This is a genomic window from Ruegeria sp. BF8 (assembly GCF_056538625.1).
Window position 1 is genome coordinate 55,267 of the sequence record NZ_JBQFTL010000001.1, and the last position, 15,973, is coordinate 71,239.

Consider the following 15,973-nt stretch of genomic DNA (forward strand, 5'->3'; position numbering starts at 1 on the left):
GACCCGTTCAAACGCCCCGGAGTACGCAAATGCCCGTTTTCCTCGACACGACATCCGCCGATTTCGAAACCGGTTTCCAAGCCCTTCTGTCCGCCAAACGCGAAGACAGCCCCGATGTCGACGCCGTCGTGGCGCAGATCATCGCCGACGTGCGGTCGCGCGGCGATGCTGCGGTGATCGAGTTGACGGCGAAATTCGACCGGTTGCAGCTGACGCCGGACACGCTGGCCTTCAGCGCCGCCGAGGTGACGCAGGCCATCGCGACCGTCAGCGACGATGACCGCGCGGCGCTGGAACTGGCCGCCGCGCGCATCCGCACCTATCACGAGCGCCAGATGCCGCAGGATCAGGAATGGACCGACGAGGCGGGCGCCACGCTGGGCTGGCGCTGGTCGGCGGTCTCTGCCGCGGGGCTTTACGTTCCCGGCGGGCTGGCTTCCTATCCGTCGTCTGTGCTGATGAATGTCATTCCGGCCAAAGTGGCCGGTGTCGAACGGCTGGCCATCGCGGTGCCCACGCCGGACGGGCAGGTCAACCCGCTGGTGCTGCTGGCCGCGCGCCTGTCGGGCGTCGACGAGATCTATCGTATCGGCGGCGCGCAGGCGATTGCGGCGCTGGCCTATGGCACGGAAACCATCGCGCCGGTGGACAAGATCACCGGGCCCGGCAACGCCTTCGTGGCGGCGGCCAAACGACGGGTGTTCGGCAAGGTGGGCATCGACATGATCGCCGGCCCCTCCGAAATTCTGGTGATCGCGGACAAGGACAACGACCCCGACTGGATCGCGCTGGACCTGCTCAGCCAGGCCGAACATGACGAAAGCGCCCAGTCGATCCTGATCACCGATGACGCCGGTTTCGGCCGCGCGGTGGCCGAGGCGGTGGAAAAACGGCTGGAGACGCTCGAACGACGCGCGATCGCCGGAGCGAGCTGGCGCGACTATGGTGCGGTGATCACCGTGCGCGACTTGAACGAGGCCGCTGCGCTGTCGAACCGCATCGCTCCGGAACACCTGGAACTGTGCGTGGCCGATCCGGCGGCGCTGAGCCGCAAGACCATCCATGCCGGCGCGATCTTTCTGGGCCAGTACACGCCCGAGGCCATCGGCGACTATGTCGGCGGGCCGAACCATGTTCTGCCCACCGCACGCTCGGCCCGGTTTTCGTCGGGGCTCAGCGTGATGGATTTCCTCAAACGCACCACGCTCAGCCACATGACCCCCGAGGCTCTGCGCGCCATCGGCCCGGCGGCCGAGCAGCTGGCGCGGTCGGAAAGCCTGGAGGCGCACGGGCTATCCGTGGGTGCTCGGCTCAAGCGGCTGAACGGTTGACGGCCATCTGACCTTGCGTCTGGCCCGTTTCCCGCGTTGTCCCGCGGGCATAGGTGCGCTAGGTCTGGCCTGACCTGAACGGAAGTCGATGACCATGACCCGCATTTCGCATATCGAACTGGACGATCGAAACCTGCCACCGCCGACGCCCGAGATCGAGCAGGAGCGCAAGGTTGCGATCTATGACCTGCTCGAGGAAAATTCGTTTGCCCTGCCCAAACGTGACGACCGGCTGGTGCCCGACGGCCCCTATCACGTGCAACTGTCGATCCGCGACAAGCGGCTGGTGTTCGACGTCACCACCGAAGACAGCCAGAAAGCCGCCGAGTTCCATCTGTCACTGGGTCCGTTCCGGCAGGTGGTCAAGGACTACTTCCAGATCTGCGAAAGCTATTTCGATGCGGTCAAGACCCTGCCGCCCAGCCAGATCGAAACCATCGACATGGCCCGGCGCGGCATCCACAACGAAGGCAGCCGGGTCCTGCAGGAACGGCTCGAGGGCAAGGCTGAGATCGACACCGACACCGCCCGCCGCCTGTTCACGCTGATCTGCGTGCTTCATTTCGGAGGCTGACGGGTGAAGCCTCTGCCGCATTCGGTCCTGTTCTGCTGCGACCACAACGCGGTGCGCTCGCCCATGGCTGAAGGCATCATGAAGAAATTCTACGGCACGGGCACATATGTGCAGTCGGCCGGGGTACACAACGACCTGGAAATCGACGGGTTCAGCATCGCCGTCTGCCAGGAGATCGACGTGGAACTGTCACGCCACCGGTCGCGGTCGTTCGACGAGATGCAGGAATGGGGGGATGACCTGGGATCATTCGACCTGATCGTGGCCCTGTCGCCTGCCAGCCAGCGCAAAGCGCTGGAGCTGACGCGGGTTTTTCACCTCGATGTCGATTATTGGCCAATAATGGACCCTACCGGACTGGGCGAAACGCGCGAGGAAAAGCTACACCACTACCGTCAGACCCGCGATCAGATCATCAAACACCTGAAGGATCGTTGGGGGGAACCTACGGAGATCGCATGACCCAGACCATCCAAGCCTATTTCGATGCCTTCAACGCCGGTGATGTGGCCGGCATGCTGGCCTGCCTGTCCGACGACGTGGCCCATCACGTGAACGAAGGCAAGATCCGCGTCGGCAAAGAGAAATTCGCCGAATTCTGCGCGCATATGAACCGCTGCTATCGCGAGACCCTGACCGACATGGTGATCTTCGAGGCCGAGGGCAGCACCCGCGCGGCCGCCGAATACATCGTCAACGGCACCTATCTGGAAACCGATGCCGGCCTGCCCGTGGCCTCGGGTCAAACCTATCGCCTGCCCGCCGGCTCGTTCTTTGACCTCAAGGACGGCAAGATCACCCGCGTGACCACTTATTACAATCTGGCTGACTGGGTGAAACAGGTGTCGGGTGGCTGAGGTCACGGCCGTCCGCGCCCTGACCGGCGAGGCCCTGTCGGCGGCGCTGGACGACGTGGCGCGCCTGCGCATCGCGGTGTTCCGCGACTGGCCCTATCTCTATGACGGCGATCTGGACTATGAGCGCGGATACCTGCAATCCTACCGCGACAGCGACCGGGCGATCGTGGTTGGCGCCTTTGACGGCGAGCGGCTGGTAGGGGCCGCGACCGGCGCGCCGCTGGCCGACCATGCCGAGGATTTCGCCGCCGCTTTCGACGGCACCGGGCTGGACTTGTCGCAGATCTTCTATTGCGCCGAATCCGTTTTGCTGCCCGACTATCGCGGACAAGGCGTCGGACATGCGTTCTTTGACCTGCGCGAGGGGCACGCGCGGGCGCTGGGCTTTGCCCAATGCGCCTTTTGCGGCGTTCAGCGCCCGGCCGGCCACCCGATGCGGCCGGCCGACTATCGGCCGCTCGACCCGTTCTGGCGCGCGCGGGGCTATGCGCCCCTGCCCGGCGTGATCGCCCGATTTTCGTGGAAGGACCTGGGCGAGGACTCGGAAACGCTCAAACCGTTGCAGTTCTGGATCAGGGATTTGTGAACCCGCCGCAACGCGTTGTGTGTGCCCGCTGGCACGCGCGCCGACAGCCGTTCGTCTAGCCGCGAAAATCTTCGAGGATCCGTCGATAGAACGCTCCTCGTGCTCCAGCGCCCAATGGTCCTGCGACACATTCCCGATCCAGGTTCAATTCTCCCACGGGCACGATTTGCCGCGCGATTTCGGGCGGTGTCGTTTCGTCAGACGTTCCCGTCCTCCAATCGTGAAAGGCGGAGGAGTATCGAACGACCGCTCCGCTCGCTGGCAAGTCAAGCAACCCACCTTCGGCAAAGAACGTCAGTCCGTCTCCCATTTCTTCCCCGATGAGTTTGAGCCTGTCACCCAAGCGATGCTTGAGGATGGCGACAAACACGATCGCGGCGGAGAACGTGAATTTATCGACAAGTACGACGACCCGCTGACTTGCGCTTTGCGCGATTGCGTCGATCAAAGGCATCGTCAGAAGAAAATCACCGCCGGTGTTTCCGCGAACGTCAATAAAGAGTGTTTTGTCAGAGCAAGCGCGCACGCGATCCGCTGCCTCGGATATGGCTTTGCGCAGCGCATCTCTGCCCGGGTCAAAGAAACTCGGCAGTTGAATTGAAAGCCCAAGTGCCTGCCAATCCTCAATCTCCACAAAGCTCTCGGGTTCCCATGCTGGATCGGGTTTGCCGTGCTCGTTTCTTGGGTAGAGCGTCGACGCAGGAACGGTGTTTCCATTTGCTACTTTCAGATTGGTTGTCTGCCCGTTTTCGTCCTGCACATGGTACTCGGTCGTACCGCCGTCGGACGAAAATCCCAACCGTTCCAACGCGTGCGGCCAAGCCAGAATAATCGGACCGATGACCCGTTTCCTCTGGCGCGTTCCCGCCAGAAATTTGTCCGCCGCCGCCTCGATTTCGCTTACAGCAGCGCCATTGACTGTAAGCAGCTTGCCTTGTTTGGCGATCACCCCCGATGCCGACCTAAGGACTTGGACGGAACGCCCCAGGCTTACGAACCGCAGAGGCAACACCGAGATTGCATCATTCGGGATCAGCCTTGTGTGCCCGTTGTTGGGAAGTGCCAGAAGGCGCATCGCCGACAGCAGAAATGCTTCGACCGAGCCCTCAAGTGCGTATCGCCGACTGTCGCTGACACAGCTGTCTATCGCCGCCCTTTCGATCCGCCGAAAGCTGGGGTCGTTTGGCAGGACAGTCTCCAGAATGAGCTCGAGGTCATCGATCAGCGACATGGGTCACCGTGCGCATGGACGATCGGCAATGTCCAGATCGGGTGCGGGTCCGGCGCTCTCCCGGCCCGGACCCTTGCTTTGAAAGGCTAAGCATCGAGCCAAAAGTTTCTGTTGCAGCGCACAGCCCGATTGGCCTGTACACCGGGCAACAACAGCTATTTACTTTTTCGCAAGAACAGCATTGGAACCCGCATCATGAAAATCGCCACCGCCGCCTATAATCTCGACTGGCTCGACAGCTGGGCGCAGTACGAAGACAAGCTGGACGCTTGGGTTTCGCAGGCCGCGTTGCAGGGGGCTGAACTGCTGGTGTTTCCCGAGTACGGCGCGATGGAGCTTTCGACGCTGGCCGGGGCCGAGGTTGCGGGGGATCTCGAACGCTCGATCCGGGCGGTGTCCGAGCGGATGGAAGATGTACAAATCCTGCATCGGCGCCTCTCGGCCGAATACAGTGTGTACATTCTGGGTGCGTCCGCCCCGGTTCAGGCCGGCCCAGTTCGCCCGGTGAACCGCGCCGAATTCTACGCCCCCTCAGGCGCGCAGGATCATCAGGACAAGCAGATCATGACCCGGTTCGAGCGCGAAGATTGGGACATCGCACCGGGCGGACCGTTGAAGATCTTCGAGACGGCGCTGGGTCGGATCGGCGTTCTGATCTGCTATGACAGCGAGTTTCCCCTGCTGGGCCGTGCCCTGTCAGAGGCCGACGTGATCCTTGTGCCGTCCTGCACCGAGGCCCTGTCGGGCTATTGGCGGGTTCGTATCGGCGTGATGGCGCGTGCGTTGGAGAATCAATGCGTTACGGTCATGGCGTCGCTGGTGGGTAACAATGAATGGTCCCAGTCCGTAGACGCGAACACTGGGACCGGAGGCGTTTTCGGCCCGCCGGACAAGGGCTTTCCACAAACCGGCGTGCTCTCGGAAGGCGTGCTCAACCAGCCCGGCTGGACCTACGCAGACGTCGATCTGTCGGCGATCGCCGAGGTTCGGGCGGATGGCCATGTCCTGAACCGATCCCACTGGACCGAGCAGACGCCCCGAGTCGAATCGGTCACAATGTCGCGTCTTTAAGTGATTCCACCCTTGAAATAAGGCCGAAATAGGCTCATTTAAGCGCCACCTGCGGATTCTGCAGGGCAACGCAAAGATGGAGACAACATGGCCAAGGAAGATACGCTCGAATTTCCCGGTGTCGTGAAGGAACTCCTGCCTAATGCGACGTTTCGGGTCGAGCTGGAAAACGGCCATGAGATCATCGCACATACGGCAGGCAAGATGCGCAAAAACCGCATCCGTGTTCTGGCCGGCGACAAGGTTCAGGTCGAGATGACCCCCTATGATCTGACCAAGGGTCGGATCAACTACCGCTTCAAGTAACGCCTGCCGCAATGGCGTTCATTCTAGGATCGGGCAGCCCCAGACGGCTGGACCTGCTGGCTCAGCTTGGCGTGCAGCCCGACGCCATTTCTGCCCCTGACATTGACGAAGACCCCCAAAGGGGCGAGCTTCCGCTGCCGTATTGCGCGCGCATTGCCCGCGAGAAGGTGCATGCCGTGAAGGCGGCCCCGGACGATATCGTCCTGTGCGCCGACACGACGGTTGCGCTGGGTCGACGCATATTGGGCAAGCCCGAGGGTGCGGGACAGGCAGCCGAATTTCTGCATGCCCTTTCAGGACGTCGCCACCGTGTGATCACCTCGGTCGCGGTGCGTCGCGGCGATCGGATGTTGCAGCGTGACGTGGTCAGCCAGGTCAAGGTCAAGCGACTTTCGGACGTGGAAATCAACGCCTATCTCGCTACCGGCGATTGGCAGGGCAAAGCCGGTGCCTATGCCATCCAAGGGCCCGCGGGCGCCTTCATTCCTTGGATCTCGGGCTCGTTCACCGGTATCGTCGGGCTGCCCTTGTCTGAAACCGCAGGACTGTTGCAAGGCATCGGTTACCCCCTGTATCGCGAGGCATCATGAAAGGTCGAACGATCATTCTGGATCACATTCAAGGCCGAGAAGCCGCGGCCCTGATGGTGGATGGCAAACTGGATGATTTCCTGATCGCTGCCGATGCGCCCGCCCCCGGAACCATCTACCGGGCCCGGGCCGAGCGGGCGATCAAAGGGCAGGGCGGGATGTTCCTGACAACGCCGGATGGTCCGGCTTTCCTTCGGCAGGTCAAAGGGTTGGCGCAGGGTGAGATGCTGCTGGTGCAGGTCACGGGTTATGCCGAACCGGGCAAAGCCTTGCCAGTGACGAACCGCATCCTGTTCAAAAGCCGCTATGCCATCGTCACGCCGGACGCGCCCGGGCTGAACATCTCCCGCTCGATCCGCGATGATGATGAGCGCGACCGGCTGCTGGTGATTGCCCATGAGCAGATGGACGGCAGCCCCTTCGGTCTGATCCTGCGCTCCGGTTGCTGGGGCGCGGATGCCGATGAAATTGCCGAAGACATCGCCGCCATGCGGGCGCTGGCCGAGCAGGTCGTGTACGACACCGGAGACGCACCGGAAACGCTGTCCGAGGGCGACGGACCGCATGTTCTCGCCTGGCGCGAATGGGTGGAGCCGGCCGAGGTCTCGACCCAGGCGGGCGGGTTCGCGGACCATGGCGTGCTCGAGGCGCTGGACGCCGCACGTGGCGCATCCCATCCTTTGGCGGGTGGGGCGCATATGTATATCGAACCCACCCGGGCGTTGGTGGCCGTGGATGTGAACACTGGTTCGGATGGCTCGCTGGCTGCGGGAACAAAGGCCAATTTCGCCTGCGCCAAGGAACTGCCGCGCGCCCTGCGCGTGCGCGGGCTGGGCGGGCAGATCACGCTCGACCTTGCGCCGATGCCCAAAAAAGACCGGCGCGGATTCGAATCCGCACTCCGCGCTGCCTTCAGGGCTGACAGCGAAGAAACGATCCTCGCCGGCTGGACGCCGCTGGGGCATTTCGAATTGCAGCGAAAACGCGGCCGTATCCCATTGTCGGAGGTCCTGAGATGAGCTGCCCGATCTGCGGAGAAGATACGGTCAAACAGTTTCGTCCGTTTTGCTCGAAACGCTGCGCCGATATCGATCTGGCCAAGTGGCTGAACGGCTCCTATGCGGTTCCGTCGCAGCGCGAGGATGACCTTGATGATGAGATTCAGGATGCCGTCGAAATCAAGGATCGCCCGCACTGAAAAAATCTGAAAAAGCCTCTGGACACCGCGTTTGGCAAGTCATAGAAGGCCTGCACCCAACGGCAAACGCCGTTCCCGTGCCCGGGTAGCTCAGGGGTAGAGCAGTGGATTGAAAATCCTCGTGTCGGTGGTTCGATTCCGCCCCCGGGCACCATACCAACCTCCAAGTTTTTCCAAGATTGTGTGATGTGTCTGTTTTTGCAAAATTTTCCACTTTTGTGAGTCTGCATTGTTCCGCATTTGTCCAATTCCATCCAACAAAAGTGTTGGTATAATAGGTGTGATCAATTTGGTGGATTTTGTGATGCCCTTGACGGATATCGCACTGAAAAATATGCAACCTTCAGAAAGGGCGTATAAGCGCTCCGATGCACATGGCCTGTATATCCTGGTAAAACCGAACGGATCGAAGCACTGGCATCTCCATTATCGCTTCCTAGGCAAGCAGAAAGTGATGTCATATGGGCCTTACCCCCTGATTTCACTCAAGGAAGCGAGAGAAAAGCGAGATCGGGATCGCAAATTCCTGATAGACGGCATTGATCCGATGATCGTCAAGAAGGAGAGGAAGTTGGCCTCTGAGCGGGCACAACGAGGCCGATTTGATATCCTTGCTGAAGAGCTTCTGGAGAAAAACCGCGCCGAAGGAAGAGCCGAGCAGACATTGAAGAAAAAAACTTGGCTGATCGAAATGGCCAACAAGGACCTTGGAAACCTCTCCGTCATGGAGATCACCCCAAGCGACGTGTTGGCCGTTCTCAAGAAGCAGGAAAAGGCCGGTAACTTGGAAACTGCCAGTCGCTTGCGGACAACAATCGGCGAGGTTTTTCGATACGCCATCGCCTGTGGGCTCACTGAAAACGACCCAACCATTCCCCTGAAAGGTGCGCTCGCACAGAAGAGGCCACGGTCTCGCTCCGCGATAACCAACCCAGAACGGCTGGGCGAGTTGCTGTGCTCTATTGAAAGCTACTCGGGGTACCGTGTGGTCGCTCTTGGTCTTCGTTTGCTCGCGTTACTACATGTCCGCCCGGGTGAACTCAGGTTTGCGACGTGGGACGAATTCGACTTGAGGGCGGGGAAGTGGACTATTCCGGCACATAGGATGAAAATGCGCCAGCCTCATGTTGCCCCTCTGCCAGCTCAGGCAATCGAAATACTTTGCGAACTTCAGTGTATTTCACATCCAGAGGGAATGGTGCTGCCTTCTCAGAGACGTCGCATTGATCCATTGAGCGAGAATACGTTCAACAAGGCGCTGCACATGATGGGCTACCCAAAAGAGGAAATGACCGCGCATGGGTTTCGAGCCACGTTTTCAACCCTTGCAAATGAAAGCGGCAAGTGGAACCCGGACGCTATCGAACGCGCATTGGCCCACGTGGATAGCAACGAGGTTAGGCGGGCCTACAACCGCGCGGCATTCTGGGAAGAACGGGTCGAGATGGCGCAATGGTGGGCCGACAAACTGGAAAAATTGCAACGGGCTGCAACGGAGGGGTCATTTGCGCAAGAGTAGTCCAGTAGATTTCGCGATCAGGGTCGAAATGTGGGCAGATGCTCCTGGCTGGAGCATTGATGAAATTTGCTGGCTGGCACTGGGGTACGATCCCAAAAGGGTCATGCGCAAAGGCGTGACGCCTGAGCTGTCCGAGGAACAAAGATCGCTGGTTCAGGAAGTTCAGGACGTCCTAGACGTGTATTTTGACGGCACTGAACAATCGAGGCGACCTAGCCCTCAAAAGGCCAAGGACTTGCTTTCGCGTGCTGGTGTCCAACTACCTGGGCGATTGGCAGAGGCAGTGGAACAAAGAGAAAGGGCCGAGGCGCCCCGCGAACGTCCATCAAACGCGACAACCAAGGAACTGAATAGCCTGAAGAAGATCCTTATAGCGGTGGCCGTGGACAAGTTCGACTACAAACCTGACATGCGTTCCGGCGCTGCCCGACAGATTTCGGATGTCACTGTTCGAAAAGGTATTCCGGTTGACGAGGGTACGGTACGAAAGTTCTTGAAAGAGACTTGGTTGGAGTTGGGTCAAGTTGAGAAAGACATACTACTCGATCGCGATGGAAAAAGCTGAAATCCACCTGAATTCAGGTAGCTAAAGCCTGAGTTCAGGTTTGTGCACATCGGACCGAATTAGACCGCCTCCATCTGAAACAGATTGGAGAAGTCCAGTGAAAACCGACAAACCCCGGCCTTTCAAACGTCTCTTGCGCCTGCGTGAGATCATTGAGCCAGAAGGCCCCATCCCTGTTCGCAAGTCCACTTGGTGGGAGGGTGTTAAGAGCGGGCGCTTTCCTAAACCTGTCAAATTCGGCCCCCGCATCACCGTCTGGCGAGCCGAAGATATCGAACGCCTGATTGAAAACGGCATCAGCTAAACTGGTTGCAACCCGTTGCAATGGGAGGTGCCAGTCGCGCTTCGTTGCAGCGGGTTGCAATTCCAATCCTTTGAAATAGGACGCGACCCAATGAAAGCGATCACAATAACCACCCGCAGGTGCAAACGCATCACGCAGACGTATTCAACGAAAAGTTGCGCACGCTGGACGCTGCCGCAGTCGGCGTGATCCTGTGCCGCACCCGTGAGCCGCACCGCGCCATCGAAGCCATCAAAGCCTATGCTTTCAGCCGCGACAACATGAGTTTCGCCAACTGGACCCCGCTCTTTGGCTGGGAGAAATACGACCGCGCGAACCCGTTGGCCGCACCGCAGCAGGACGGCGAGAAATCACCCGTTGGCGCATTGGCGAAAGTGGGTGGCATCGGCGATGGCGGGGGCGACGGTTTTGCCAACGGCTTCTATACGATGATGCTGCCACACTTCTGGATGGACAAGAACCAAGCCGCACGTATTCCGATGATCTTCATGCTCAAGGAATATGTCCGCATGTTCTCCGAGGGCAAGCGGCGTCTGGTCCTGATCGCACCGCTCGGCACGTCGCTGCCGCCTGAAATCTCGGAAGAGATCGTGGTGCTGGATTTCGATGCGCCCAGCTACGCCGAGTTGCGGGCCAGCCTCGACTACCTCATCGAAAACAGCTTTGGTGCCAAGGCCCCGAAAATCGACGAGGACGGTCGGGCCGGGATCGTGGCCGCAGGCATGGGCATGTCGCAGCAGGAGTTCGAGACCGCAGTCAGTCGGGCCATCGTGACCTACCGCCAGCATCTGCCGAACGTGCCGATTGCCAAGGTGATCGAAGAGGTGATGAAGGTGAAGACCGAAGTGGTCAAACGCTCCGAGGTTCTGGAAGTCATGCCGACCACGGGAATGGATCAGGTGGGTGGTCTGGAAAACCTGAAAGAGTGGGTGGCCGACCGTCGCAGTTGCTTCACCGAAGAGGCCCGCAATTTCGGCATCGAGGCCCCGAAAGGCGTTGGCCTGTTCGGACCGCCGGGCACCGGGCAGAATGGGTGCCAGCCTTCCGGTTCAAAAGTTCTTATGGCTGATGGGGGATGGAAACGGATCGAAGACGTGGCTATCGGCGACGCCGTTCTGTCTCCTCAGACGGACGGATCGGTTCTCCCTGTAATCGTGGTGCACACCCGTGAAAGCACATCCGCACCGATTTATAAAGTCTCGACGACGGGTCGTTCCGGGCGTAAATCCTACCTTTGCTCGAACGGCCACCGTTTGGCTCTTTGGGTGATGGACCGCCCTGGGTCGTCGCAAAAGGTCCGCAAGCGCGTCACCAGTGCCAAGGACATACCGCTTTGCGACTTCATGGCGCGTGGCAAAGACTGGCGCTCGAAGGCGAAGGTTTACACCACTCCGGCGTATGACTTGCCGGAGCGTGAATTTCCGGTGGACCCTTACACTCTGGGCGTCATCCTCGGTGACGGGTGTCTGACGGAATTGGATTACCGTGGCGGGTTCGATCTCGATCTTGGATACTCGACTGGCTACAGTGCATCCATCGTCTCTCCGTATCCCCTTCTCAACTTTCTCGCAAATATTCACGGTTGGGGGCTGCCGAGCCTGCTGCCGGACCGCAACTCCAGCCGCATTTACATCCCGGACGGCCCGGTCAAAGAGGGGCTGCGAGAACTGGGATTGGTCCGTAAAAACAGCCACACCAAGTTCATCCCTGACCAGTATCACCATGGTAGCCTTCAGCAGCGTTTGGCTCTGCTCGCGGGGCTGGTTGATACGGACGGGACCTTTGAGGCCTTTTCCTCGACGAATAAGGAGTTGGCCGAGGGTTTCCGAAAACTGGTCTACTCGGTTGGCGGCACCGCGCAGGTGCGGGACAAGACTACCCGCTACAAAGGTGAACCTTACAAAAGCTACATTGTGCACTATTCGACTGCGGAACACATTATCCCGACCTTTTTAGAGCACAAGCGGCGCGAAACTCGCGTCATGGCATGGAAAAACCCGCGCAATTCGAGGTTTGAGGTTGAGCGAGTGGGAGAGGCTGCTGTGTTCGGTTTTACGCTGGAATGCGGGTCTCAACGGTACATTACCGACGATTTCTTGGTGACGAGTTGCTTAGGGTGCGGATAGCCCCAACATTGCAACCCGCTGCAAAACCTTCGAGGTGCGGCTGAGATAGTGCTCGGCTGCATCTCAGCTGCTATATATTTAAGTAATTGTTTTTAAACATTTAATTTCACTAGTCGTGATCTTCGATAGTGTAATTTTGATGTTGGAGTAGATGTGTCGCCTCAGTGGAATGTCCCATCAGCTCAGGCCTTAGACCAATAACCGGCGCTGCACAGGTTTCCCGTAGAGAGCATGAGACTGAAGCATTGCGGGTCTGGCTGCTCACCCGTTGGCGTGAACGCTGCGCGCCTCAACTTCTTGACTGTTAATCTGTTGGTCGTAGGTTCGATCCCTGCCGCCGGAGCCGAAATCTCTATTACATAATAACAGATTAACAAGCTGCCCCTAGGGGCGGCTTTTGTTTTCCGCAACATCTCTGCAACATTTTGAAGACAAACCTCAGCAGGAGTAAGCAACCTCAAAAGACCAAGCACGTCGCGCTGAGTTCTTCTCAGCAATGCTTACTCATCCTGATGCATAAGAGTGACGAACTGTTGTTTAAGCGAGAAAGCTCAAACTTCAAATGCCTTGGCAACGTTACAAAGATCAAGGCAAGCGTTGTTTCGCGGGCCAATCCCGGAGCCTATTGATACGGCGGACGACGTCCGATCTCAATTGATGACGTTGCCGGCCAAAATGTAGTTCGCGGTGACAGTTGGGGCAACAAGCGAGGGCATTGTCGATCGTGTCAGGCCCACCCTCTGAAAGTGGCCGAACATGGTGAACTTCTAGATATGGGTCGCCGTCTTCACGCTCGAATGGCGCATTCTGACCGCATGCTTCACATGTTCGGCCAGCCTCTTCCAAGATCCAAGCAATCACGTTCGGGTCGCGAACAAATCGGTTTGAAGCGCCGCTAATCTTTTTGACCTTCTTCTGACCCTTCGGCGTTTCAAAAATCGAGCCGCGTTTCATCCGCGCCTCACGGCGTGCTCTGTGTACTCGCCTTCGGAGTTCTTCTTCGTCGCCGGTCGGTTGCTCAGTCCAATTGAACAGGCCCGCTTGGCCAGTGAAGATTTTCTCCAACTCTTGCTGCGACATGGCTGCTGCATTCGGCCAGCCAACGATCAAACGCATCTTCTTTGTGTTGTTGCCGGTGGACTTGGATGTGTTTTGAAACGCGGCAGATTCCCGTCCGATGGCCAACCTCAATCGCTCGAAGTCGCTCACTTTGTTCATCTGAAGAGGTAGTGCATAACCACTTGGTACGACCACGCGATCAGATTCTGGTAGGTTTAGCGCCTTCGCACTGGCGACTTGGATCTCAAGAAGAGTCATCTTGTTTTCCGCCATGCGCATTAGATGCATACGCATTCCAGTTGCGTATTCCTTATTGCGGCTACGGTTGGGTCCGTGATCCGACCCACCCCGAGACTCGACAGTCAAAGCGAAACCATCATTTGTTTTTTCAAGCGCGAATTTTGCGTCTAGCTCACGACCTTTCTCGTCCTTCGGTAAAAGAAAATTCGCCATTCACATTGGCCCTCCAAACTTAAGACAACCCGAAACTGTCACCAATCAAACTACACAAAAGAACTGAGTTTCCAAATTCTTAGGCACTCCTTCACAGGCTTAACGTTGCTTTCCCCTCAACCGATACTGACTTTGCCTTCGATACTTAAAAGCCATTCAGACAGTGTATCCGCAGCTTTTTTGATTTCCTCAGGTTTCCGGAGCGCGCATTCCCAAACTATTGCCACCCGCCATCCTGCAGTAAAGAGCATGTTTTGAACCTCCCGATCCCGTTCTACGTTCGTATCGAATTTCGCTTTCCAGAACTCTGGACGAGTCGCTGGAGTGCTTGTGTATCGGCATCCCTCGTGGCGATGCCAGAAGCAGCCATGTACGAAGACGATTGCTTGATGCTTTGGAAACACGAGATCAGGGCGCCCGGGTAGGTTCTTGGCATGCAGTCGATAGCGGAACCCGCGCGCATGAAGTGCTCTGCGAAGAACCAGTTCGGGCTTCGTATCTTTCCCTTTAATCCCGGCCATCATCCGGGAGCGAGTTTTTTTATCTACAATATCGGTCACATGCGCCCTGGTCTTCGTTCTGGAACCTGGTATACACCGACTGAATGAAGTTGGTTAGGAGCTTAGTTTGTCAGCCACTTTCGGTATTGTAGATCTTTTCGCTGGTCCTGGTGGACTTGGCGAGGGTTTTGCCTCCCTCGTGGAAGATGGACACACACCGTTCCGGATCGGCATCTCGGTCGAGAAAGAAGCATCGGCCCATCGCACCCTAACGCTGCGCGCTTTCCTACGTGAATACAAAGCGCGGCATGGCGCCTTGCCCGATCAGTTCATAGACTTCCATGCAGGAAACATCCCTGAGCCGGATTGGTCAGCTGTCGACGCCAAAGCGTGGCAGCTTGCCACTGATGAGGCTCGTGCACTCGAACTCGGCACTGAAGCAGCCGCGACGGCGATTGATGATGCCATCGAGAAGCTACGCAAAAAATATGACGATACGATCCTGATCGGCGGACCGCCTTGTCAAGCTTATTCCCTCGTGGGACGTGCCCGAGCGAAGGGTAAGATCGGTTATGTTCCTGAAGAAGATGAGCGGCACTACCTTTTCCGAGAGTACATTCGCGTGCTGGACAAACTTCGCCCCGCCGCTTTTGTAATGGAAAACGTCAAGGGCATGCTGTCCTCAACGGTAGAAAGCCGCCTGGTCTTCGAGATGTTGATGGAGGACCTTTCTTCGCTTGGAACGGGCCAAGGTCATCAGTACAGTCTGCGGGCGGTCCGGGTGGAAGATGGAAAAGCCTGTTTGCAAGAAGCAGCGCGACCGTCTGATTTCATAGTTCGAGCCGAAGAATTCGGCATTCCTCAGCGACGCCATAGAGTAATCATCGTCGGCATCCGGTCCGACGTTGCCGCTAAGAATGCACGCGCCGAGCATGCCATCCCGGGCATGATGCGAACGGTCAGCGACGTGATCGCGACGATGCCCGAACTACGCAGCGGCATTAGTCGTGGTCGAGACGATTCATTGGTTTGGCGAGATGAGATTGTGAAAGCGGCGAAACTACTGGTCAAAACGCACAAGGGAGAAGAGAACGCTCCACTTCGGGAGGAATTCTCATCCGTTGCAAAGCGAATGAAATATGAGGCGCCTAGCCGCCGATCGGCGTCATGCCTGCCGGATGCCTACGGCACTTCAAACGATGAATTGCTTGGCTGGCTTGAACGGCCAGAACTACGCTCTCTTGCCCAGCACGAAACGCGCGGGCACATGCCCTCGGATCTTGGACGGTATTTGTTCGCCGCTGTGTTCGGAGCAGTGCGCGGCTTCAGCCCCAAGTCTGCCGATTTTCCGCTCGCGCTCAGCCCGGATCACCGAAACTGGCATAGCGGTGTTTTTAATGACCGGTTTCGCGTGCAACTGGCCGACGCGGCAGCGACCACAGTAACCAGCCATATTTCAAAGGATGGGCATTACTTCATCCATCCTGATCCAATACAATGCCGCAGCTTAACCGTGCGCGAGGCAGCACGGCTGCAGACATTCCCAGATGACTACTTTTTTCTCGGGAACCGGACACAACAGTATGTCCAAGTAGGGAACGCCGTGCCGCCCTATTTAGCGCGACAGATTGCTTTTCTGCTTCTTGAACTTCTTGTAGGGAACAAGAGGAAGCAGACTCATTAAAGTGAGGCTCGGAAAAACT

18 protein-coding genes and 1 tRNA gene are annotated in these 15,973 nt (G+C 58.1%); 16 read left to right on the forward strand and 3 right to left on the reverse strand.

Features of this window, described 5'->3' with window-relative positions:
- The first annotated feature begins 29 nt into the window (after positions 1–29).
- The 5 genes from hisD to ACR0LD_RS00295 all read left to right on the forward strand — a co-directional run bounded on the left by hisD (position 30) and on the right by ACR0LD_RS00295 (position 3,348).
- Complete coding sequence (gene hisD, locus ACR0LD_RS00275; protein ID WP_480635195.1) at positions 30–1,331, forward strand: histidinol dehydrogenase; 1,302 nt, start codon at positions 30–32, stop codon at positions 1,329–1,331.
- A gap of 94 nt (positions 1,332–1,425) precedes the next feature.
- Complete coding sequence (locus ACR0LD_RS00280; protein ID WP_093962859.1) at positions 1,426–1,905, forward strand: UPF0262 family protein; 480 nt, start codon at positions 1,426–1,428, stop codon at positions 1,903–1,905.
- Positions 1,906–1,908: 3 nt separating this feature from the next.
- Positions 1,909–2,367: an arsenate-mycothiol transferase ArsC gene (locus ACR0LD_RS00285; RefSeq protein WP_170358064.1), complete on the forward strand. Its 459-nt coding sequence runs from the start codon at positions 1,909–1,911 to the stop codon at positions 2,365–2,367.
- Positions 2,364–2,762 (forward strand): ketosteroid isomerase-related protein, encoded by a 399-nt coding sequence (locus tag ACR0LD_RS00290; RefSeq protein ID WP_170443646.1) that lies wholly within the window; start codon positions 2,364–2,366, stop codon positions 2,760–2,762. Before ACR0LD_RS00285 ends, ACR0LD_RS00290 begins: the two co-directional genes overlap by 4 nt.
- The gene (locus ACR0LD_RS00295) at positions 2,755–3,348 is read left to right on the forward strand and encodes a GNAT family N-acetyltransferase (protein ID WP_480635198.1); all 594 of its coding nucleotides are present in this window, start codon (positions 2,755–2,757) and stop codon (positions 3,346–3,348) included. Before ACR0LD_RS00290 ends, ACR0LD_RS00295 begins: the two co-directional genes overlap by 8 nt.
- 55 nt (positions 3,349–3,403) lie before the next feature.
- On the opposite strand, the gene ACR0LD_RS00300 is transcribed toward ACR0LD_RS00295, so the two are convergent.
- On the reverse strand, positions 3,404–4,579 hold the full coding sequence (locus ACR0LD_RS00300) for a S41 family peptidase (RefSeq protein ID WP_480635199.1): 1,176 nt from the start codon (positions 4,577–4,579) through the stop codon (positions 3,404–3,406).
- 195 nt (positions 4,580–4,774) lie between these two features.
- Between ACR0LD_RS00300 and ACR0LD_RS00305 the strand changes: the two genes are divergently transcribed.
- The 10 genes from ACR0LD_RS00305 to ACR0LD_RS00350 all read left to right on the forward strand — a co-directional run bounded on the left by ACR0LD_RS00305 (position 4,775) and on the right by ACR0LD_RS00350 (position 12,258).
- A complete protein-coding gene (locus ACR0LD_RS00305) occupies positions 4,775–5,650 on the forward strand; it encodes a carbon-nitrogen hydrolase family protein (protein WP_480635201.1) in 876 nt (291 codons plus the stop codon).
- A gap of 87 nt (positions 5,651–5,737) precedes the next feature.
- Positions 5,738–5,956 (forward strand): translation initiation factor IF-1, encoded by a 219-nt coding sequence (gene infA / locus ACR0LD_RS00310; RefSeq protein ID WP_005978431.1) that lies wholly within the window; start codon positions 5,738–5,740, stop codon positions 5,954–5,956.
- Between the two features lie 11 nt (positions 5,957–5,967).
- Positions 5,968–6,546: a Maf family protein gene (locus ACR0LD_RS00315; RefSeq protein ID WP_170337458.1), complete on the forward strand. Its 579-nt coding sequence runs from the start codon at positions 5,968–5,970 to the stop codon at positions 6,544–6,546.
- The gene (locus tag ACR0LD_RS00320) at positions 6,543–7,565 is read left to right on the forward strand and encodes a ribonuclease E/G (protein WP_480635203.1); all 1,023 of its coding nucleotides are present in this window, start codon (positions 6,543–6,545) and stop codon (positions 7,563–7,565) included. Before ACR0LD_RS00315 ends, ACR0LD_RS00320 begins: the two co-directional genes overlap by 4 nt.
- Positions 7,562–7,744: a DNA gyrase inhibitor YacG gene (locus ACR0LD_RS00325; protein WP_170337460.1), complete on the forward strand. Its 183-nt coding sequence runs from the start codon at positions 7,562–7,564 to the stop codon at positions 7,742–7,744. Before ACR0LD_RS00320 ends, ACR0LD_RS00325 begins: the two co-directional genes overlap by 4 nt.
- Before the next feature lie 79 nt (positions 7,745–7,823).
- Positions 7,824–7,898 (forward strand) — tRNA-Phe (locus ACR0LD_RS00330).
- Positions 7,899–8,048: 150 nt separating this feature from the next.
- Positions 8,049–9,263, forward strand: coding sequence for a tyrosine-type recombinase/integrase (locus tag ACR0LD_RS00335; protein ID WP_480635204.1), 1,215 nt, complete (start codon positions 8,049–8,051; stop codon positions 9,261–9,263).
- Complete coding sequence (locus ACR0LD_RS00340; RefSeq protein ID WP_480635205.1) at positions 9,250–9,828, forward strand: hypothetical protein; 579 nt, start codon at positions 9,250–9,252, stop codon at positions 9,826–9,828. The genes ACR0LD_RS00335 and ACR0LD_RS00340 overlap by 14 nt, the downstream gene beginning before the upstream one ends.
- Before the next feature lie 97 nt (positions 9,829–9,925).
- The gene (locus ACR0LD_RS00345) at positions 9,926–10,132 is read left to right on the forward strand and encodes a helix-turn-helix transcriptional regulator (protein ID WP_480635206.1); all 207 of its coding nucleotides are present in this window, start codon (positions 9,926–9,928) and stop codon (positions 10,130–10,132) included.
- A gap of 119 nt (positions 10,133–10,251) precedes the next feature.
- Positions 10,252–12,258, forward strand: a complete 2,007-nt coding sequence (locus ACR0LD_RS00350; protein ID WP_480635208.1) for a Hint domain-containing homing endonuclease — start codon at positions 10,252–10,254, stop codon at positions 12,256–12,258.
- Between the two features lie 585 nt (positions 12,259–12,843).
- On the opposite strand, the gene ACR0LD_RS00355 is transcribed toward ACR0LD_RS00350, so the two are convergent.
- Together ACR0LD_RS00355 and ACR0LD_RS00360 are read right to left on the reverse strand one after the other, a co-directional pair.
- Positions 12,844–13,770, reverse strand: a complete 927-nt coding sequence (locus tag ACR0LD_RS00355) for an HNH endonuclease (RefSeq protein ID WP_480635210.1) — start codon at positions 13,768–13,770, stop codon at positions 12,844–12,846.
- Between the two features lie 116 nt (positions 13,771–13,886).
- Positions 13,887–14,330 (reverse strand): very short patch repair endonuclease, encoded by a 444-nt coding sequence (locus ACR0LD_RS00360; RefSeq protein WP_480635211.1) that lies wholly within the window; start codon positions 14,328–14,330, stop codon positions 13,887–13,889.
- Between the two features lie 67 nt (positions 14,331–14,397).
- Between ACR0LD_RS00360 and ACR0LD_RS00365 the strand changes: the two genes are divergently transcribed.
- A complete protein-coding gene (locus tag ACR0LD_RS00365) occupies positions 14,398–15,954 on the forward strand; it encodes a DNA cytosine methyltransferase (RefSeq protein WP_480635213.1) in 1,557 nt (518 codons plus the stop codon).
- Positions 15,955–15,973: the final 19 nt, after the last annotated feature.

Excerpts from the sequence above, each read along its gene's own strand:
- hisD (WP_480635195.1), top strand. The coding sequence starts at position 30 with ATGCCCGTTTTCCTCGACACGACATCCGCCGATTTCGAAACCGGTTTC.
- ACR0LD_RS00280 (WP_093962859.1), top strand. The coding sequence starts at position 1,426 with ATGACCCGCATTTCGCATATCGAACTGGACGATCGAAACCTGCCACCG.
- ACR0LD_RS00290 (WP_170443646.1), top strand. The coding sequence starts at position 2,364 with ATGACCCAGACCATCCAAGCCTATTTCGATGCCTTCAACGCCGGTGAT.
- ACR0LD_RS00300 (WP_480635199.1), bottom strand. The coding sequence starts at position 4,579 with ATGTCGCTGATCGATGACCTCGAGCTCATTCTGGAGACTGTCCTGCCA.
- ACR0LD_RS00305 (WP_480635201.1), top strand. The coding sequence starts at position 4,775 with ATGAAAATCGCCACCGCCGCCTATAATCTCGACTGGCTCGACAGCTGG.
- infA (WP_005978431.1), top strand. The coding sequence starts at position 5,738 with ATGGCCAAGGAAGATACGCTCGAATTTCCCGGTGTCGTGAAGGAACTC.
- ACR0LD_RS00315 (WP_170337458.1), top strand. The coding sequence starts at position 5,968 with ATGGCGTTCATTCTAGGATCGGGCAGCCCCAGACGGCTGGACCTGCTG.
- ACR0LD_RS00320 (WP_480635203.1), top strand. The coding sequence starts at position 6,543 with ATGAAAGGTCGAACGATCATTCTGGATCACATTCAAGGCCGAGAAGCC.
- ACR0LD_RS00325 (WP_170337460.1), top strand. The coding sequence starts at position 7,562 with ATGAGCTGCCCGATCTGCGGAGAAGATACGGTCAAACAGTTTCGTCCG.
- ACR0LD_RS00335 (WP_480635204.1), top strand. The coding sequence starts at position 8,049 with ATGCCCTTGACGGATATCGCACTGAAAAATATGCAACCTTCAGAAAGG.
- ACR0LD_RS00355 (WP_480635210.1), bottom strand. The coding sequence starts at position 13,770 with ATGGCGAATTTTCTTTTACCGAAGGACGAGAAAGGTCGTGAGCTAGAC.